The 17,859-nt window shown below is 51.6% G+C and carries 18 protein-coding genes and 1 pseudogene; 13 read left to right on the top strand and 6 right to left on the bottom strand.

What is annotated here, in order from left to right; translation table 11 throughout:
* Window positions 1-245: 245 nt before the first annotated feature.
* Entirely contained in the window at window positions 246-410 is a 165-nt protein-coding gene (locus QMQ05_RS16005) for a hypothetical protein (protein ID WP_162989161.1), read from the bottom strand.
* A 133-nt stretch (window positions 411-543) separates the two neighbouring features.
* On the opposite strand from QMQ05_RS16005, the gene QMQ05_RS16010 reads away from it, so the two are divergent.
* The 4 genes from QMQ05_RS16010 to QMQ05_RS16025 all read left to right on the top strand — a co-directional run bounded on the left by QMQ05_RS16010 (window position 544) and on the right by QMQ05_RS16025 (window position 4,967).
* Window positions 544-1,554, top strand: coding sequence for a hypothetical protein (locus QMQ05_RS16010; protein ID WP_345471658.1), 1,011 nt, complete (start codon window positions 544-546; stop codon window positions 1,552-1,554).
* Window positions 1,469-3,043: a bifunctional diguanylate cyclase/phosphodiesterase gene (locus QMQ05_RS16015; RefSeq protein WP_345471660.1), complete on the top strand. Its 1,575-nt coding sequence runs from the start codon at window positions 1,469-1,471 to the stop codon at window positions 3,041-3,043. The genes QMQ05_RS16010 and QMQ05_RS16015 overlap by 86 nt, the downstream gene beginning before the upstream one ends.
* A gap of 110 nt (window positions 3,044-3,153) precedes the next feature.
* Window positions 3,154-3,543: a hypothetical protein gene (locus QMQ05_RS16020; protein WP_345471662.1), complete on the top strand. Its 390-nt coding sequence runs from the start codon at window positions 3,154-3,156 to the stop codon at window positions 3,541-3,543.
* 464 nt (window positions 3,544-4,007) lie between these two features.
* Complete coding sequence (locus tag QMQ05_RS16025; protein ID WP_345471664.1) at window positions 4,008-4,967, top strand: GGDEF domain-containing protein; 960 nt, start codon at window positions 4,008-4,010, stop codon at window positions 4,965-4,967.
* Between the two features lie 288 nt (window positions 4,968-5,255).
* Here QMQ05_RS16025 and QMQ05_RS16030 read toward each other — a convergent pair whose 3' ends face one another.
* Both QMQ05_RS16030 and QMQ05_RS16035 read right to left on the bottom strand, forming a co-directional pair.
* A complete protein-coding gene (locus tag QMQ05_RS16030) occupies window positions 5,256-6,086 on the bottom strand; it encodes a hypothetical protein (protein WP_345471666.1) in 831 nt (276 codons plus the stop codon).
* A gap of 144 nt (window positions 6,087-6,230) precedes the next feature.
* Complete coding sequence (locus QMQ05_RS16035) at window positions 6,231-7,469, bottom strand: hypothetical protein (protein ID WP_345471668.1); 1,239 nt, start codon at window positions 7,467-7,469, stop codon at window positions 6,231-6,233.
* 479 nt (window positions 7,470-7,948) lie between these two features.
* Between QMQ05_RS16035 and QMQ05_RS16040 the strand changes: the two are divergent.
* Window positions 7,949-8,509 (top strand): annotated as a pseudogene (locus QMQ05_RS16040) (recombinase family protein).
* 44 nt (window positions 8,510-8,553) lie between these two features.
* Here the strand turns inward: QMQ05_RS16040 and QMQ05_RS16045 are convergent.
* Both QMQ05_RS16045 and QMQ05_RS16050 read right to left on the bottom strand, forming a co-directional pair.
* Complete coding sequence (locus tag QMQ05_RS16045) at window positions 8,554-9,123, bottom strand: hypothetical protein (protein ID WP_345471670.1); 570 nt, start codon at window positions 9,121-9,123, stop codon at window positions 8,554-8,556.
* A complete protein-coding gene (locus QMQ05_RS16050; RefSeq protein ID WP_345471672.1) occupies window positions 9,120-9,662 on the bottom strand; it encodes an RNA polymerase sigma factor in 543 nt (180 codons plus the stop codon). The genes QMQ05_RS16045 and QMQ05_RS16050 overlap by 4 nt, the downstream gene beginning before the upstream one ends.
* Window positions 9,663-9,774: 112 nt before the next feature.
* Between QMQ05_RS16050 and QMQ05_RS16055 the strand changes: the two genes are divergently transcribed.
* The 6 genes from QMQ05_RS16055 (at window position 9,775) to QMQ05_RS16080 (ending at window position 13,200) form a co-directional block, all read left to right on the top strand.
* Window positions 9,775-10,281: an Asp23/Gls24 family envelope stress response protein gene (locus tag QMQ05_RS16055; protein ID WP_345471674.1), complete on the top strand. Its 507-nt coding sequence runs from the start codon at window positions 9,775-9,777 to the stop codon at window positions 10,279-10,281.
* 52 nt (window positions 10,282-10,333) lie between these two features.
* On the top strand, window positions 10,334-10,510 hold the full coding sequence (locus QMQ05_RS16060; protein ID WP_345471676.1) for a hypothetical protein: 177 nt from the start codon (window positions 10,334-10,336) through the stop codon (window positions 10,508-10,510).
* A 5-nt stretch (window positions 10,511-10,515) separates the two neighbouring features.
* A complete protein-coding gene (locus QMQ05_RS16065; protein WP_345471678.1) occupies window positions 10,516-10,887 on the top strand; it encodes an Asp23/Gls24 family envelope stress response protein in 372 nt (123 codons plus the stop codon).
* A complete protein-coding gene (locus QMQ05_RS16070) occupies window positions 10,884-11,435 on the top strand; it encodes a DUF6286 domain-containing protein (protein WP_345471680.1) in 552 nt (183 codons plus the stop codon). The genes QMQ05_RS16065 and QMQ05_RS16070 overlap by 4 nt, the downstream gene beginning before the upstream one ends.
* Before the next feature lie 80 nt (window positions 11,436-11,515).
* The gene (locus tag QMQ05_RS16075; RefSeq protein ID WP_345471682.1) at window positions 11,516-12,019 is read left to right on the top strand and encodes a hypothetical protein; all 504 of its coding nucleotides are present in this window, start codon (window positions 11,516-11,518) and stop codon (window positions 12,017-12,019) included.
* Between the two features lie 440 nt (window positions 12,020-12,459).
* The gene (locus QMQ05_RS16080; protein ID WP_345471684.1) at window positions 12,460-13,200 is read left to right on the top strand and encodes a type 1 glutamine amidotransferase domain-containing protein; all 741 of its coding nucleotides are present in this window, start codon (window positions 12,460-12,462) and stop codon (window positions 13,198-13,200) included.
* Window positions 13,201-13,599: 399 nt separating this feature from the next.
* Here QMQ05_RS16080 and QMQ05_RS16085 read toward each other — a convergent pair whose 3' ends face one another.
* Window positions 13,600-14,469 carry a DUF1295 domain-containing protein gene (locus QMQ05_RS16085; RefSeq protein WP_345471686.1) on the bottom strand — a complete coding sequence of 290 codons (870 nt, stop codon included), beginning with the start codon at window positions 14,467-14,469 and terminating at the stop codon, window positions 13,600-13,602.
* A 551-nt stretch (window positions 14,470-15,020) separates the two neighbouring features.
* On the opposite strand from QMQ05_RS16085, the gene QMQ05_RS16090 reads away from it, so the two are divergent.
* Window positions 15,021-16,883, top strand: a complete 1,863-nt coding sequence (locus QMQ05_RS16090) for an AMP-dependent synthetase/ligase (RefSeq protein WP_345471688.1) — start codon at window positions 15,021-15,023, stop codon at window positions 16,881-16,883.
* Between the two features lie 163 nt (window positions 16,884-17,046).
* Window positions 17,047-17,742 carry a fasciclin domain-containing protein gene (locus QMQ05_RS16095; protein WP_345471641.1) on the top strand — a complete coding sequence of 232 codons (696 nt, stop codon included), beginning with the start codon at window positions 17,047-17,049 and terminating at the stop codon, window positions 17,740-17,742.
* The last annotated feature ends 117 nt before the right edge of the window (window positions 17,743-17,859 follow it).

Raw genomic sequence — 17,859 nt, forward strand, 5'->3', positions numbered from 1 at the left:
GTCGAGAACACGGCTGAGAGTTTAATTTGTGCGCACAAAGAGCTTTCCCTGAGAGTTGATACTCGGATAGTGTGCTTGGTGCACGCATGAAAATGCTCCCTGAAAGTTGTTGACTTGTAGAGTTCAACTTTCAGGGAGCAGTTTCCTACGGACTTTAATCGGTAGCCACATCGACGCGGAGATTTGCCTCCCGGTTGCTGATGTTACTGGACAAGGTTCATCGCTTACCGGGGATCAAATCACTCTTAGTATGGCCAGAGCCCACCAGCTGGATTTGTAACGGAGGCTTTATAAGGCCACAATCCACCGGCATCAGTATCACTTTGTGTTGGAGAATTGACGGTAACACCAACCAACAACGCCACGGCTGCTACCGCTAAAACTAGTAGCTTCTTAAACTTAATCATCATGGGTGTGCGTCCTTCAATGTTAAAAGCTTCAATGCGGCACGACGCCTTGAGAACATAGCGAGCGTCGTGCCTAATCTTAGTGAATGCCCCGACTCCCGACAACTGCTTGGGTCGGCAATGGAATACTACTTACATGAACCCAATACTCCCTGCAGCCTCTTTCCAATTGATGGTCTCTAAGCTGCTGAGTAACGTACGACTCAAAGACCATGATGCGGTGATTACTCTCGGCAGGACTATGCTTACCCAGATGTCGCCAAACACGGATCCTTCAACAATATGGCTTGTACAGGAGGCTATCTGTTCTGCCGCGCATGAGACAGACAACTACGAACTGATGAATACCATCGCTGAAGAGTTGCTACATACCGCAAATCTCATGGACCGCCCTGATCTGCATATCATGGCTTTGTGTAAATCTTCGACGGCTAAAAGATGCTTAGGCGATGGAGATGCGGCGCTAGACATAGCGGAAGCAGCGCGTGCACAAGCAGCGAATTTTCCCGATAGTTTCCCATTGCGCGTTCAGGTTCTCCAAGTCCTTCTGGCCGCCCTAGTAGAAACTGGCCAGCTACATGAGGCGTGGAAACTGCACAATTTACTAGATAGCTCGCTTCACCTGATCGCTGATCTACATGAACAGGGTAAGGCTTACTGGACGTTGGGAAATCTGGCGTTCTTGGTTTCAGAGCCCATTCTGGGCATGCGTTATCATGATCGTGCGGCGACATTGCTCAGCCCGACGAAAGACATGCTGCTTTGGGCACGTTTCAATAGAGCTTCGACAGAGCTCAGATTGCAAGCGGGTCTGTTCGAACCCTCCACCAGCGATTGCCTTAGTCGTGCCGAGATTGCTTTCGGGCTGGTGCAGCCCGGCGACTTGGACCAGGTGGGATTGTGCATGACTAAGTCCCGGTTCATAGCTTTAGGTGGAGACCCTATTCGAGGATTGAAGATGCTCGAAGAATTTTGTGCTGACTATTCGGGGGCTCCTGAACACCTCATCCCGTTGTACCAGTGGTGGTCCGAATTACTGGCCCTCACGGATCAATCAGAGCTTGCTGACGAAAAACAGAAGTTCATCGAAAAAATTGTCCAAGAGAAGAATGATGAATCGAGAGAGAATGTCACTGGCGGATTCTGATCCACGCATCCAAGAGATCGTTGATTCAATAGTCAAGATCTCCGCTGGCGACTTTTCTGTCTCACTATCTCCCAGTCCATTACGTGACGAGGTGGATGCAATTATCGTCGGTATTAAGGCTATGTCGTTAAGGCTGGAAGCAACCTATGAGGCTTTAGAACAGCGGGTCCGGCAACGAACTGGCTTATTGGAAGAGGCACGACGCGACCTTGAGGTTCTCGCATTTACCGATGCATTAACCGGACTAGATAATCGCGCTGCAATTCTGCGTAAACTTGATGCGCACTTAGTTGCCCTAGGTCGCGGGGAGCCGTCAGCGGTCCTCTTTCTATTGGATCTCGATTCCTTTAAACACATCAATGACACCCAGGGTCATAATGCCGGCGACTTAGTTCTCAAGGAAGTCGCTCGGCGCTTGAAGGAGAATATTCGCCCAGGAGATGTCGCGGCACGTTTAGGTGGCGACGAATTTGCTATCCTGGCACACACTGACATCGCCGTAGCGGAATCGATGGGACAGCGTATCCTCAACGCCCTGCATGAGCCAATGAACATCGGTTCATCGGTCATCACACCTGGTGGAAGTATCGGTTTCAGTGCAAGCACACCATCCCAGCACTCCGAACAATGGATAGAACAAGCCGATACAGCGATGTACGTCGCCAAACGCGGTAATGTCACTAAAGTTCAACGGTTCGAAAAGTACATGCTCTATGAACGACAACATAAAGCTAGGCTCAGTTCCGAGTTGCGCATAGCTCTAGAACGAAAAGAGATCTATCCGATCTACCAACCCATCGTTAGTTCGGCCACCGGTGAGCACGTAGGCGTAGAAGCATTAGCTCGATGGGCTCACCCGAGTTTAGGAATTCTGCCACCAAGTGATTTTCTGCCATTAGCAACTAGCGCGGGGTTGGACCATAGCTTGACTGCGCGGATCCTTTCTGGAGCTCTTGCCGATCTGGCTCAGTGGCGAGCCAACCGAAGTGTCACTGAAGAATTCCGCATGCATATAAATGTCACCCCTTCAGAACTGAGTAATCTGGCATTTCCAGACTTCGTGAAAAGTCAGTTGCGCGACTATCAGATACCCGCCTCTTCACTAGCCATTGAGCTCACCGAGAACGAATACATTTCAGGTGGAAACCTTGAATTATATTCACTCAGAGGGCTCAAGAGCATGGGCGTTAGAATCTACATTGACGATTTCGGGGCCGGATACTCCGCCTTCGGTTATCTTGATAAGCTCCCGATCTCGGGAGTGAAGATTGACCGTTCTCTAATAACCGAAATAGATACCAGTGCGATGCAACAGTCGATATTGCGTTCTGTGCTGGATTTGGGACGAGCTTGCGAATTAGATTGCATTGTGGAAGGCGTGGAAACCCAGGGGCAGGAAGCTGCACTGCGTGATATTGGAGCCACTTATTTCCAAGGCTATCTATATGGAAAACCAGACCTTTACATCCCACCCTTGAACAGGTCCTGATAAGTTCCCTAATCATAGGGTAGGCTGTGTCCAGAAATACAAAGTGACATTCGCCTCAGGTTCGAGCGCAAGCTCCCTCGGTGATTTCAGCGATCAGGATTTGGGGACCAATGACCATCAACCTGCCAGATTCACCGTCAGCGCCGACAGTAGACCCTCATTGGACAATGTCTCACGGGGACTCAGCGTTTTATGAAATTAAGTTCACTCAAGGTACCACACTCAATCGCTTCTTGCTCGATGAAATCGGTAGTCAATATTGTAGGCAAAATGAAAATGACCGCATCCGCGTAATCGTGCATCTAAGTGGATTGGTAGACGTGTGCCCTGATGTGGCTGCGCACCTAAGTAAGGCACCAGAATCGACTCGATTGGCGCTCTTCGGGAACAGCCATGTCGACCAAGTGCTTTCTGGCTTTCTGATGGCTGATCTCTCCACCACTAAAATCGCGAAGTACGTCACTAGATTTGATGATGCCATCGCATTTCTAAAGGAGTAATCTAATCGGATCTTCATCTGCGACCAGCTCGTTGTTAGTTCCCAGGTCGGACAAATTGCTGCGAGGATGAGCAAGCGCGGACCTAAGCACAAAGCGAACACCGCTCAGAACCTCAAATGATGGACATAGCTGTACATAGTCGACGGCGGAGTCCGCGTACCATGCAGAATCGACGTCTCCGCCATTCCTGCTTACTGACGAAGTCAACCAATATCCGATATTCGTGATGCCGGATAATTTAGTTTTCAATTTTTCTCAAATGCTACGACGCGAGTATCGAGACGAATTTTATCCTGAGCTTAGATATCAATTCAGCAACTGATGGTTGTTATGCTGTTCAGCAGGAAATAGTTCCACACCAGATCGCTGTTCTCGTTGAGGATTTATGTTTGATTAATTTCGAATGGTGCTCTGAGGGTATTGTCGCCTGAGCCGTATGGAGGTTAAAGCCTAAGATGACACGCATGGCGAAAGATGCGCAGGTATTTAACGGTGCTCAGATATTCACCGATTCGGCCGAACAGGCTATTTCTTACCTTAAAAAGCATACTCCGCTGACAGATTGGTCAGTTTCTCGTGTGATCGATGGAGAGCAGGTCCACTTGCATGTGCAGCAGGATCAGTTGCTCAAACCTGGTCTACGTGTTGAGTGGGAGGAATCTTTATGCAGTCGGATGGCCAATGGAGCTGCTCATATTGTGGACAATACGCAGCTAGATCCTGACTATTCGGGTATGCGATTTTCAGCCGAGGTGGGGGCCTATGCCGGGTACACCATCAATGATGACCGGGATGAGATGTTTGGTGTCCTGTGCGGGGTGCGCACCGATCCACTCACTGAAGGAGAGAAAATAGATGAAGAACTCGTTGCCCTCATCAGTTCACTTCTATCTGCCCAATTGAAGTTAGCAAGAGTAGCTGATAGAGAACGGCGAAATTGTGAGCTATCCGATGCCTTGGCGCAAACAGATGCTTTGACTGGTCTGTTGAACCGACGCGGCTGGGATAAGATCGTCAGTGATGCGCAAGAACGACTCGACGCTTTTGGCGATTCCGTCTCGGTTGCTGTGATAGACCTCAACGGACTTAAGCAGGTCAATGACAGCCAAGGTCATGCAGCTGGAGATTTATTGTTGCGGCGCACTGGTGAGATCCTGAGAGGCAAAAGCAGTGAGTCCTGCCGCGTCGCTCGATATGGGGGTGATGAGTTCATGATTTTGGCCAACGGAGTAGCTCCATCCCAGACAGAGGCTTATTTCTCAGTATTCAAAGAGTCCTTAGAAGAGGCAGGGATTCCTGCAGCCATGGGATTCTATTCAGCTCAGCCAGGTAGTACCAACATTGATCAGTGCATTGCCGCGGCTGATGCTTTAATGTATCAGCAGAAATATCAGAGTCGCGTTCGTGCCAGGAAAAACAGCTAATAGGCTGTCCTTGCAACGGCCTTTAGAGAACTATATCCATCTAAATGCGCTCTTGCCAGGAAGATCTCTAGATCGAAAACTGTGTTCACTAATATCATTACTGACATGCTATTTTGCTGATCTTATCTACCTCTGCGACCGCTTCTTTGGACGGAATTCGTTCGCCGATAACCTCCGTTATGTAAAGTGAAGGCTGTTGTATTGTAAGAACATGCGCACTCGCGGTCCCCTCGATAATCCATTGGTAAGGCACCTCCGCAAGTCCTAGTCGAACAGCATGTAGGGTAACTAGTTTTCAGTTGATTTCATTCGCTCAAGATCGTAGGTGTCGAACTCGTCGATCCTCAGTAATCCAACATCAATAATCGTCATTTCCGGAAGCCGCATATATCCAAGTTCTTGGCTCCTCATTAACTTGTATGGAGTCATCCATACGATGAAATCGGCACCCGATTCTAGAATGATGCTCATGAAAGCCTGATCGCAATACCAATTGTGAGGTCGGCCGACCATCCCTAAGCCGAATGCCGATCCCTCTGACCGTGACTCGAAGTAAGCGCTTGACTCGTCAAACACTAAATATCCCAATGAGGCACCAGCGAGTTGGGCGCGGTAATGCGCATTGTTCCGCGCATGTTTTCGTATATTACGTGCGAAGTGCTCTACGTAGGAACTGTAGTTATGGTCTCGATCAGTTCCGAGCCCGCTGCTGACGTTAGTGACGATCCGTGCATTAGGGAATATTTCGAGCAACCCTGACTCCTGAAGCTCCGCGACGAATTCGGCCTCATTGCTTCGAGATCTGTCTTTCCGTCTTTTGCCCGTACGCACATGATCATCGACTTTCATCTCTTCCAGCAAGAACAATGCTTCCGGACTGGTGCACTCGAAGTCTGGACGCTCGCGCTTCTTAAAGGAGCCATCGCGAAGTGCTAATAGCACACGCCTCCCCAGCTCACTCTCGCTCGGATAGAAATAGATGTTCGTGTCACGGACCGCTGCCGTTTGGTCGATCACTTCTTGCTCATCTTTGTATGCGATTCGCGTCGACAGCGATTGCCGTTGTGCCGGTTCAGACCGCGCCTGTTGTTTGCGAGTTCGTCTTCCGTTCCCCACCATGCATTTCCTTAGTTCTTGTAGCTCATAGCGTCGAGGCGGACGATTCTTGCTCAAATCTTCATCGCCCCATAGGTTTCTCTGAGTCTAATTTTGATCGTATGACGCGATTTGCTCGATCAGAACCCTAAATCTAAGTGGTTTCGTTTACTGAGGCTTCAAAAAATGAGAGGGGCCATACAGGGATAGAGTCCAGCGTCCTTGCTCCCATTCAGCCGTTGCATGCCCTGTATCGTCAGTGTGTACCCAACGGAGATCGGTTCGATAAGTCTCGCCGTTCACAATGAGTTCAACATCGGTGTGCGCAACGGCGGCTGCTACGTGACGGACTCGAAGTATCCGCCACGAGGTGAGCTCTAATGACTGATAAAGGCTTTTGGCTTCGACTGCAAGTTTTCCTACGGACGAGCGAATACTTCCAGGTTCCAGAAAGAACGAACCAAGCGGTCCCCAATGCTTCTTTGTCCACCGGTCCAAGAACTCCGTGCACACCGCAACAACATTAGACGAGGTCTCGTTCAATTGCTCTGCTTCATATTCGCAGGGCTCCCACATCTCGATCTTGACTTTTTGCTCTCGAGCAACGCTCCATTGTGAAACTACTTCTCGCAGCGTCGGCGCTGGTACGAACGGTTTAGCCTGACGATCGCGCGCTTCGGCCCAGTCTGCGACTGCGAATAGACGGTTCCAAGCTTTCGTTGCGACCACTTCGTTGTCGTAATCAGTAAGCATGCCGTGCATGATCCCATTGCGGAACAGTTCGGTTACTTCTGACGTATCAGTTCTTCTGAACCCCTTACGGAATGTCTGATGTGCGTGGCTAAGACCCATATGATGGCCAACCACGCTGTCCCAAGCCACCATTTCCTCGACAGGACGCGCATGTAGCCCTTGACTCGAAGATTTTTCAAGGTCGTTCACGAACCCATCCATCATCGCTAGCAAGACAAGCACGGTACTGTAGTAGCGGTGCTCCTGGTAGTCAGCTAGCGCCTTCTGAAGCAACGGTAGGCGTGGGCGCATGGCATCAAAGCGATGTAGACGACGGAGTGACAATTTGATCCTATCGGGGCTCTTAAAGTACTCGATAAGCCGACATTCGGCAGTTGAAGGATCTTCAGTGTCGATGACATGCTCGATAGCTGGCAGATTGAAGTCACCTGTAAACACCCAGTTCCGTTTGCCAAGGAGAGCATAGAAAGCATCGACAATGCCGACCGTCCGTTGCTGTTCAGCCTGCAGTTCCTTGATCTGATTTCGTTGTTCCTTCGGAAGCAGTAAGCCCATTAGCTTAAATCCCGCAATAAGCTGTTCCGACTCTTTGAAAGAAGGAAGGTCTGCCGCCGAACCATACGGCGCAATATTAGGTAAATCAACCATGGTCATGAGGGTAACCTGATTCGCCCACAAAATCCCAGAGACTCAAATAGGATATGAGCCGCGAGCCTTACCTAGCTCAGGAGGCGGGCAAGGAAGGGGCAAAACCCTTCTTTCCGAGCAAAAATATCCACACGAATCTAGACGAACACCGTAAATCACTATTGTCGGTAAAGGACATCGAAGCCTCGGCGAGATATGACGGCGATCCGATTAATTCCGAGATGGATAAGTGGCTAAAGGGACTCTAACCCTAGCGTTCCCAAAGTCAGACAGAGAAATCTTGAACTTTGCAACTCTAAGTTCAAGACGTCTCGATCGAGTATCACAATCATTCGTTTATGACACACCATCTTGCTTTCTGTGTTGAAGATCCTTGACAGTGGAAAACTCAGTAGATTTTTAAGTTCGTTTGGTCGCAAAACCCAGTGTCACAAACTATGCGTCGGAATAGTGGCCGCGCCACGAGTATTGATACATCTAGAGTCATGGGACACCTCCTCGGATACGCCAGAGTTTCCACCGGCGACCAAGATGCGCAACTTCAGCTCGATGCATTGACTAACGACGGCTGCTATCGCATCTTTACAGACACTGCCTCCGGCGCTCTTGAGTCACGTCCAGAGCTTGATAAGCTCCTGGACCAGGTTCGCCCCGGAGACACTCTCGTAGTCTGGCGCCTGGACCGACTCGGCCGGTCCATCCGTCACCTGATTAACCACACGGACGCCTTGCAGCAACAAGGCATTGAGTTCAAGTCCCTGTAGGAGAATATCGATACCAGTTCTTCCGGTGGCCGGCTCGTGTTCAACATCTTTGCTTCCTTGGCGGAATTTGAGCGAGACCTCATCCGTGAACGCACCAATGCCGGCTTAGCTGCGGCACGTGCCCGTGGACGTACCGGCGGCCGCCCCTCCTCCCTCTCCCCCGACAAGCTGCGTCCCGCGAAGAGTCTGTATGAGCAGAAGGACATGACGGTCGCGCAAATTGGTGAAGTTCTGGGTGTCAGCCGCAGCACCGTTTATCGGGCGCTGAGACGCAACGCTTAGGAGTGAACCTTTCGAATGTAACGGCTACTCTTGGATCGAAACAATCAGGCTCCGATCTCCGAATAACCGAGAATTTCTCCATGAACATCCTCGACCGTGATCTCCACTCGTAAACGTTCAATGAGTAGCTGGGCACCAAGGCCCCTCTGAACATGCTCCAGGATCTCCCGTTCGATCTGCTGAACGGTAGCTTCGGTGAGCATGCTGACGGTGCATCTAACCAGCCACTGAACATGAGGTATTTTCGTGTCCGTGGCCTTAACCTCGGTGTAGTTCAACTGGGCAGTTTGGGATCGCGAGAACTGCTGCCTAATGCTGCTGATAATCTCGCTCGCTGGGACACGTACAATTTCTCCCGTGTCACCAGAAGCAGCTTCCCAAGTCCTCTGCATAGGTCGCAGTTTTGAAATCTTGGCCAGAACAGTGCTAGTTATGTCAGCGCCGTCGGCGAAGCGATCTTCGCCTCTAAGCTGATCCAGGACAGTAGCGGTTTGGTCCTTGAGACGGCGTCGTTCTTGATGGCACCATCGGCATTCGAGCTCATGCAGGTCTGGTGCGTCATCAAGCTTATGAAGTACGTCCTCTATCGTGCGTCCGCAGGGAAGATTTTTCATGACACCGCCTCAATAATTGCCTTGCGCGCCCGGGCGACCCGCCCTCGAATAGTTGATTCCGACGTGTTGGCGATTGCGGCAGCTTGCTCATAGGTCATTCCCTCAAGGCATACCAGAACAAAAGCCTGCTTCAAGGTCGAAGGAAGCTTAGCGACGATACCCCATGCCATGTCAACCTCACTTCGTTGTACGGCCAAGTATTCGGGTGAAAGATGCTCCGGCGCCGGGTGGCCAGAGAATTCTTCAGCATCAACAACGTGAACCCGATTTTGAGCAGAACGAACTCGATCCAAGCAAACATTCCTTGCCATCCGGAAAATCCACGTCTTGAAGGCACCATTAGCCTTGAGCGTATGCAGGTTCTTCCACGCTTTGATCCAAACTTCCTGCACAGCGTCGTCCGCGTCCTGCCAATTCTCAAAGAAGGAACGACAATATCTCCCAAGCCCCGGTGTTAATTCGGCAACGAGCACCCCGAAAGCTTCTGGATCGCCCTCACGGGATCGGCCCACGATCGCCAGCCGCTCTAATTCGTCCACACAACCCCCTTGTGTGATGCAGATCACTTATCTTGTGTGTGAGGATATTGGTACGGACCTCGTCTGTATGAGTGTAAGCGAAAAAGTTTCCCTCGATATAGGAGCGAAGAACATGGCACAGCCAATGTCGAACGATAAGATCATCAAGCCAACCGGCGAGGAACTGGAACGCCAGGAAAAGCGCCAAGGGAACCACGAAGCGTCAGCGGAACAGCCTTCTGGTCCATTGCACACCGAGCTGGGCAAGACGACCATTGAAGACCGAGTCGTTCAGAAAATCGCCAGCATTGCAGCACGCGAAGTGCCCGGGGTATACGCAATGGGTAATGCAGCACGGCGAACTTTCAATTCCCTTGCAGAACGAATTCCGGGTGCCTCGGCGAACACCTCCGGCGGAGTGAGCGTGGAAAAGGGAGAGCAGCAGACCGCCATCGACGTCTCCATCGTCGTCTCTTATGGTTTCTCTATTGTGGAGGTCTCCGGGGATATCCGCTCGAACATTGTTTCCCAGGTGGAACGTGCTACAGGACTGGAAGTCATTGAAGTGAATGTCGATGTCACCGACGTCCACCTGCCAGAAGATGACGAAGACGACGAGCCGCGAGAAGACCTAAAGTAAGAAAACTCGAAGTAGGCCGCAACACTGCCGATGGGCAACGAAAGGAATACCCATGGATAAGCTCAGGTGGGGACTAGTCATAGGGCTAGTAGCCGGACTGCTCATAGCGTTTGGCTCATTCACCCAGTTCATAGTCGTAGCATTCTTCGTGCTCATCGGTGGTGTGGTCGGCTGGTTCCTGCAGACCCGCGTCGACTGGGAGCGTGTGTTCATTAGCCGTCGGCGGTGATCAATATGGCGACAAATAGTGCCACCGTGGGTGTTACTACCGTGAATAACCAGATCTATTCCAAGATTGCGGCAAAAGCGGCCTCCAAGATCCCTGGAGTCGGAGCCAGCTCTGGCGGCCTATTGCAATTGGGCAAACCACGCGATATTACAGGGAAACCTACTGCTACAGCAGAGGTTCTCGGCGGTGCCGTAGCAGTCGAGTTGAAAGTCGGCATTCGATACCCGCTGAGCTTGCAGCAAACCTGCGAGGCCATACGTCAACAAGTGACAGATGAGCTCGTTCAATTCCTTGGCGCTTCATCCGTCCAAGTCGACATCGATGTTGCATGGCTTCATGCAGCTTCAACCAATGCTGAGAAGAGGAGGCTGCGATGAGCAGATTTTGGCATGTTCGCAGTGCTCGAACTGCAACCCTGCTCAGTACCTGCCTGTTGTTATTAGGCATCTCAACTACATTCCTGGTGATTTGCCTAATCAGAGTATCTAGCGGTTCTTGGCCGAGCTGGATAACCGGATTTCTGGATTCTGCTAAGAATATTGTTTGGGAAAATAGCAGTTTGCTGGCCTTAGCTATTGGCGTCGCCGTTATCGGTCTGGTTCTGTTGATTGCCGCTTTGGTCCCGGGAAAGCGCAGGACAGCACTGCTTGAATGGGATTCTGTCCACGAACACGAGGAGTGGGTTGCGGATAACCGCGGCTTGGCTAATCTGGCGCGTTATGAAGCAGAGCGTACTGATGGGGTGGGCGGCTCCTCGCCCATATTGCGGGGTAGGAAGCTGCATGTCGGCGTTTCCACTCCGGTGCATGAAACCAAAGATATTTCGCAGTCGGTGCAAGCGAACGTCCAGGAAGCCCTATCGGCCATCCCGTTAGCACATTCGATAAGCGTCAGCGTCAAAGCAACTACCCGAGGAGGGCAGTAGATTTGTGGAAACCCAATAGCGTTCGGCAACGGGTCTTCCTGGCGCTCCTTGGATTGCTTCTTATGGCAGGGGGTGCTTGCGTGGCCTGGCTAAGCTGGGATTCAACTCAGAACGGACTTGCCCAGAAACGTCTCGTCGATAGCTTTCCTGCACAAATGCCAGAATTGGGCATTTACATGGCCGGCGCACTAGCCCTGATATCGGTCATGCTGATCGTTGTGATGGTGTCAGCTCTACCCAAGAAACCGGGTAAACGGACCTTCATTTACCAATCAGATAAAGGCACTGGCATATCCACTGTTGATTCAGGAACCGTCGCCCTGGCTGCCCGGGAAGCAGCTGAAAGCTCACCTGAGGTTGCCCATGCAGATATACGTATTAATGGAACAGTGAAGAGCCCGATTCTTTACGCACGATTCGCTTTGCGCGTGGATGCCCGGCCAATGGATGGCATGGGCCTCGTAAGGGATGTTCTCATTCCTCAGATGGAGCAAGCTCTCGGCGCCCGGTTCGCCAGAAAACACGTGAACATTGATTTCCAGCCTAAGATATCTGGAACATCCGCCAAAACGACCCTGACCTAATAATTTGTACTAGTCAGCCAATCGGCGGAAAGCAGCAGGGGATATGGAGGCACCCTCCAGAGCAAGGCTCAGGAAATATCGGACAAGTCAAAGAAAGCATTGATGATTCCTTCAGCGACAAGGATCAGGGAGCTGATGGGCCAATATGACATAGCCGGCGGGGTGCCACAGAGATTGTCAAAGATGCCTACAAGCAACTTTGGGCTGATGAATCCGTGAACGTCGGTTGCCATGCTCAGCTAGGCCGACAACGCATCCTACCGCTAGTAACTTAGCAGGGTGTCAATGCTTCAGCAGATCTGCAATTCTGCCGTGGTTTGCAAGGACGCGGCATGGCGCGAGACCACTATTTCCGAACAAAACTCACATTGCCTCCCACAGATTCCCTCTCAGCAAGGGAAGAAGAAACTCGCAATCTAGAATTATGAAAGGCCCTTAACGTGAAGAAAATCCTCATGGTCCTGACCAGCGTTTCCGAACTCGGTGCAGGAGGAGAACCCACCGGCTACAACGTCGCGGAAGCAGCTCATCCCTGGAAGGTTTTCCGGGACGCGGGACACTTCGTCGACTTCGCCTCTATCAAGGGCGGACAGCCACCACAAGATACGGTCGATACCGACGACCCGATCCAGGTGCAATTTACCCAAGACGAAACCACACGAGCCGGTCTCTACAACACGGCGAGGGTCGAGGTAGTTGATCCGGACCAGTACGATGCCATCTATCTCGTCGGCGGCCATGGCACCATGTGGGACTTCCCCAACAACGAAGACTTGCAAAAGCTCATCGGGGCCATCTACAACAGTGGAGGCATAGTTGGAGCAGTATGCCACGGTCCGGCTGGATTACTGGATGTAGAACTGCACCACGGAATCAAGTTGCTGAGTGGCAAGGATGTTGCTGCCTTTACCAACGATGAAGAAGTCGCGGTCGGCAAGGACAAGATCATTCCATTCTCATTGGCCGACAAACTCGTTGAGCAGGGGGCCAACCATATCGCCGCCGATGATTTTGAAGAAAATATCCAAGTATCCGAGCGTCTGGTCACCGGTCAGAACCCTGCCTCGGCTGCCGGTGTTGCAAAGGAAATGGAAAAGCTTCTGGCCGCAGTGATTCGTCAAGAAAAGGCCACTGATGAAGCTTCCTCAGACGATGACTCAGCCCAGGCCGTGGAAGACTAAAAAAATCTGTGGGTAACGATTTTCTACACCTGCGGATATCTCATAAGCGGCTGTATCCGGCCAAAATATTCCTCGTAGGTAGACGGAGACCTACGAGGAATTTTTTCGTTTAAGCATGCGCGCCCTCCGCTTATCGGCGGAAACATCACAACTTTCCGAGGGTCTGCATCGCAGTGGCAGGCACACTCACTATCCAGCATGGCCGGTTGGCAGATTCGCACTGGCCAGGCTGGCCCGCGCTGTCACCTACGATGCAGGGCGACCTGCCCCCGTCGACTATGTGCAGCCCGCTTTTATCTGCTCTAGATTCGTTTTGCATCTCGACGACTTCACATACAGCAAGTTCTAGAAATGACAGAGTCTAGGGAGCGTCAGCAAATAATTGCGCAAACCGTCTTCCTACCAGAACTTGGGGATAAGCACTGGCGTATTTTCCTTGTAAGCTTCATAGTCGGAGCGACCGCCCCATTTTGATTCAGCTTTCGCTTCAAGCAGCGGGACTCCACTAATCTTGATGAGCAGCACAGCCACGAATACCGGTGAAATCATCACAACCCACTGCCAGTGCTGCAATGCCGGAGCGGCAACAACAGCCACTCCGATCCAAAGCAGAATCTCTCCGAAATAGTTCGGATGACGGGATTTGGACCACAAGCCGGAGGAAATGAATTCCCCTTTATTCTCCGGGTCGCGTTTGAAAATTGATTTCTGGTGATCGGCTAGGCTTTCCACACCGAGACCTATCGCCCAGATGACGAACCCAGCCAGTGCGAATCCGTCCAGTTCACTAGCGTGTTCCGAGGTCATGGCAGCCCAAGCAGTAGCAGCAGTGAAAGAGACCCAGAGACCCTGGATGGTCCAGACACCGAAGAACCGTATGAAAGACGGTTTGATCTGGTCAAAGCGATCATCTTTGCCGTCCCTATTAACACGGCGGAAGAGGAAGATTCCCAGCCTAAGAGTCCAGGCCAACACCATAAACGCCAATAATAGTGATCTGGAGTGAACTTCAGGGGCTAAGAGAAGCAAAAGCAATGTGACTGCCGTATAGGTCAGAGTCCCGGTCAGGTCGTAGAATCTCTCTGTTTGTCCTAGGAACGAAGGTATGAAAGCGACCCATTGGACTATGAAGGACGTCAGTACAGCCAGAGCGAAGAGGGGCATCGAACCCCATGTAAGCCCACCATCACTACCGGACAATGCAAGTATCACACCTAGCAGAAGCACTACAGGCATGGCGGTCAGCGCCTTGCGTTCCTTGCTTTTCATTATGAGGTTTCCTCCGTTAAATTTCCCTCAGGGACAACCCAGGGATCCTGCGATACTCTTATCCAAGAGTCGCTTCATCATATTGTTTGGGACCGGGCAATACTATTGGACACAGGTTGAGCCAAAGCTTTTGATGGAATCGCGGCTTGACGCTTCTCATGGACTCTCTTCGTGGGGCTAGCGTCTAGGAGATCCCTGCCGTTGGCGGAAGATTGCAGAAACAGCTTTCGTCCCCAGAATTGTTCGCGACCTGTTAATTGGCCTGACTGGACAAATCAAGCATTCTGAATGCCAGATGAAAACCGTTCTAATATCGATTGACTAGTTATTACGTCGAAACGGAACGCATGGCCTGGTTTCAAGCCTCACACTAAACAAGCTTGAAACCAAGCTATGCGAACATCGCCTCGTCCCTGCTTATGCTGCCTATCTGAGATGATAGCGCCCAACAATACCTACCTTGAATGACGCCTGGCCGAGAAGTAGCCCACAACAGGTTAGTCCTGTCCGTATTTGATATCCATCGATACCCCTGACCAGAAGGAAAAGCTATGAGGGAATTTTCGACGCCACTATTGGCCACTTTGCACATGCACAGGAATGCCACCGATCTCTTGATGGAGCGCCTGAAGAATTCGCCTGAGCATATAGCATTCGAAGTTCGATCTGCTGATGGCGCCGTCGCTGCCCCATGGAAGCAAATAACTACTCGAGAATATTTTCTCGAAGTGCAGGCATTGGCCAAGGGGCTCATCGCTAGTGGGCTGCAACCTGGAAACAAGCTAGTGATTATGTCACCTACACGCTACGAATGGGCTCAGGTGGATATGGCTGCATGGTTTGCAGGTGCGGTCGTGGTCCCGATTTATGAAACTTCGTCACTTGATCAGGTCACAGCCATACTTGCCGATTGCTCCCCAAAATTTATAGTTGCTGGAAGCACCGACCAGGCCTCGATTCTCGAGCGCGGACTAACTGAAGCGGGAATAGGCGGGTCGAGAATCTGGACAATGGACACCCGGAATGATCTCGATCTTGAAGATCTTCTTGAAGTAGGGAAATCTATCACCGATCATGCGGTTGAAGAACGACGAGTGATAGCAACATCAGAGACGATAGCGACCATCGTCTACACTTCGGGAACGACGGCAGTACCCAAGGGCGCTTTAATTACGCATGGTAACCTCGTTGGCTTAGTACTCAATGTCGCTGCCGCTTACACTGAGGTGGTCAAGGAGACAGGAAATACGATTATTTTCCTTCCCATGGCCCACGTTCTGGCTCGTGGTCTGCAGCTGATCTGTTTGGCCAACGGGATGCGCATCGCGCATCTCTCAGAACCCAAAGAAGTAATACCGTCTTTGGAAATCCTCAAACCCACATTTCTCGTAGTGGTGCCACGGGTGTTACAAAAGATCCAAGACTCCGCAGCACAGGCCGCTAATCAGAAACGCCTTAATCTTATTTGGAAGTGGGCCAGCGACACGGCAACGCAGTGGGGCGAGATGGCTGAGGTAAACGATGCCGGTTCGTCGAAGCAAGCTTCTCCTAGCCTTTGGATGAGACATTTCATTTTTGACCGGATTTTCTACTCGCGTCTACGAAAAGTAGTCGGCGGTCGTCTAGAGTACCTGCTATCAGGAGCTGCAACCCTAGATAGAGAAGTTTCCCTCTTTTTCAGGGGGATCGGCTTACCAGTAATTGAGGGGTATGGGCTGACAGAAACTACAGCGCCGCTAACGGGGAATATGCCCGGGTCGATCATGTCGGGAACCGTGGGAGTTCCGATGCCTGGGACCACTGTACGAATATCGGACGACGGTGAGGTGCTCGCGCAAGGAGTCGGCGTATTTGCTGGATATACCAATCCCGACGATAACGCCGACGCTTTCACCGATGGGTTCTTTCGCACAGGAGACTTGGGATCAATTGACGAGCGTGGACGCATCACGCTGAGGGGAAGAATCAAAGACGTCATAGTAACTGCGGGAGGAAAAACAATATCTCCCAGCATATGGGAAGGATATGTCGAAACTGATCCACTAATTGCCCACGCGGTAATGGTCGGGGAAGGTAAGCCGTTCCTGGGATGCCTCGTGCTCATTGACTCGGAAGCAGTTCAACAGTGGGCTTCAAGCCAAGGGATTACAGACGCATCCCTCTTTCAGCATCGCACAGAAGGATCAATTGACAGGATTAGAAACCAGCGCCTGTTTCAAGTCATCTCCGACTCCGTCAGCTCAGCCAATAACCGGGTAGCAAGAAGTGAACAAGTCAAAGAGATTATTATGCTTTCCACCTATTTAGGGGAAAACAGTGAGCTGCTGACGCCGACCTTGAAACTCAAGCGAAGCAAGTTTCTTGAGAGAACAAACAGCTTCGTCAACGAGATCTATGACTCAACTAAGCGCTAACTATCAGTCATGATATGAGCCCTTTACGTTCGGATGGAAGGGCAAAAAACTTTTAAATAATCCAATCCGGAACATCCCTGGCCCCGAATGCCCTATGACAGCCCAAGCCAAGGGGTTTGGATCAACGACTGGCCCAACGGGGTCGCCAGGTAAGGAGTTCGACATGAAAACCATGCAGCGCAAGACGGCAGGACTGCTCTCGATCGCCGCGGTCGCCGCGTTCGGATTGAGCGCCTGCTCGATGGACAACAGCAGCGAGACCGCCCCCAGCAGCGAAAGCTCGGCCTCCAGCATGAGCGAGAGCAGCCCGAGCGCATCCGAGGATTCGGGCATGGCCAGCGAATCGGCCATGGACCCTGCTTCCAATCTTGTGGGCCCGGGCTGCGCGGCCTACGCGGAGGCAGTGCCTGAAGGCGATGGCTCGGTGGCCGGCATGGCCAAGGATCCGGTTGCCGTGGCAGCATCCAACAACCCGTTGCTGACCACCCTCACCAAGGCCGTCTCGGGAAAGCTGAACAAGGACGTGGACCTGGTGGACACGCTCAACGGCGATGAGTTCACCGTCTTCGCACCGGTGGATGACGCATTCAAGGCCATTCCAGAAAAAGACCTGAACGCTGTCGTGTCGGATGCCGACATGCTGACCAAGGTGCTGACCTACCATGTGGTCCCCGGCCAGATAACTCCCGATGATTTGAAGGGTGATCTGAAAACTGTTGAAGGCGACAAGGTCAAGATCAGCGGCAGCGGTGATGACCTAATGGTCAACGATGCCAAGGTCATTTGCGGTGGCGTGCAGACTGCCAATGCCACCGTCTACCTCGTTGATTCGGTTCTGATGCCACCGGCAAAGAAATAGCACTGCCGCATCACCGCACGCAGCCAGGAAATGAACCGGTCTTCTTGATCGGCTCGTTTCCTGGCTTTGCGCTATCCTGGACCCGGGGTTCCGCCCCGGCTAGACGGCCTGACGCTG

Origin of the sequence: Glutamicibacter sp. B1, from assembly GCF_039602135.1 — a bacterium.
Taxonomy (GTDB): domain Bacteria; phylum Actinomycetota; class Actinomycetes; order Actinomycetales; family Micrococcaceae; genus Glutamicibacter; species Glutamicibacter ectropisis.

What these genes read in the sequence shown, in the direction of transcription:
- QMQ05_RS16005 (WP_162989161.1), bottom strand. Translation starts at nt 410, where the DNA reads ATGATGATTAAGTTTAAGAAGCTACTAGTTTTAGCGGTAGCAGCCGTG.
- QMQ05_RS16010 (WP_345471658.1), top strand. Translation starts at nt 544, where the DNA reads ATGAACCCAATACTCCCTGCAGCCTCTTTCCAATTGATGGTCTCTAAG.
- QMQ05_RS16020 (WP_345471662.1), top strand. Translation starts at nt 3,154, where the DNA reads ATGACCATCAACCTGCCAGATTCACCGTCAGCGCCGACAGTAGACCCT.
- QMQ05_RS16025 (WP_345471664.1), top strand. Translation starts at nt 4,008, where the DNA reads ATGGCGAAAGATGCGCAGGTATTTAACGGTGCTCAGATATTCACCGAT.
- QMQ05_RS16030 (WP_345471666.1), bottom strand. Translation starts at nt 6,086, where the DNA reads ATGGTGGGGAACGGAAGACGAACTCGCAAACAACAGGCGCGGTCTGAA.
- QMQ05_RS16035 (WP_345471668.1), bottom strand. Translation starts at nt 7,469, where the DNA reads ATGACCATGGTTGATTTACCTAATATTGCGCCGTATGGTTCGGCGGCA.
- QMQ05_RS16045 (WP_345471670.1), bottom strand. Translation starts at nt 9,123, where the DNA reads ATGAAAAATCTTCCCTGCGGACGCACGATAGAGGACGTACTTCATAAG.
- QMQ05_RS16055 (WP_345471674.1), top strand. Translation starts at nt 9,775, where the DNA reads ATGGCACAGCCAATGTCGAACGATAAGATCATCAAGCCAACCGGCGAG.
- QMQ05_RS16060 (WP_345471676.1), top strand. Translation starts at nt 10,334, where the DNA reads ATGGATAAGCTCAGGTGGGGACTAGTCATAGGGCTAGTAGCCGGACTG.
- QMQ05_RS16065 (WP_345471678.1), top strand. Translation starts at nt 10,516, where the DNA reads ATGGCGACAAATAGTGCCACCGTGGGTGTTACTACCGTGAATAACCAG.
- QMQ05_RS16070 (WP_345471680.1), top strand. Translation starts at nt 10,884, where the DNA reads ATGAGCAGATTTTGGCATGTTCGCAGTGCTCGAACTGCAACCCTGCTC.
- QMQ05_RS16085 (WP_345471686.1), bottom strand. Translation starts at nt 14,469, where the DNA reads ATGAAAAGCAAGGAACGCAAGGCGCTGACCGCCATGCCTGTAGTGCTT.
- QMQ05_RS16090 (WP_345471688.1), top strand. Translation starts at nt 15,021, where the DNA reads ATGAGGGAATTTTCGACGCCACTATTGGCCACTTTGCACATGCACAGG.
- QMQ05_RS16095 (WP_345471641.1), top strand. Translation starts at nt 17,047, where the DNA reads ATGAAAACCATGCAGCGCAAGACGGCAGGACTGCTCTCGATCGCCGCG.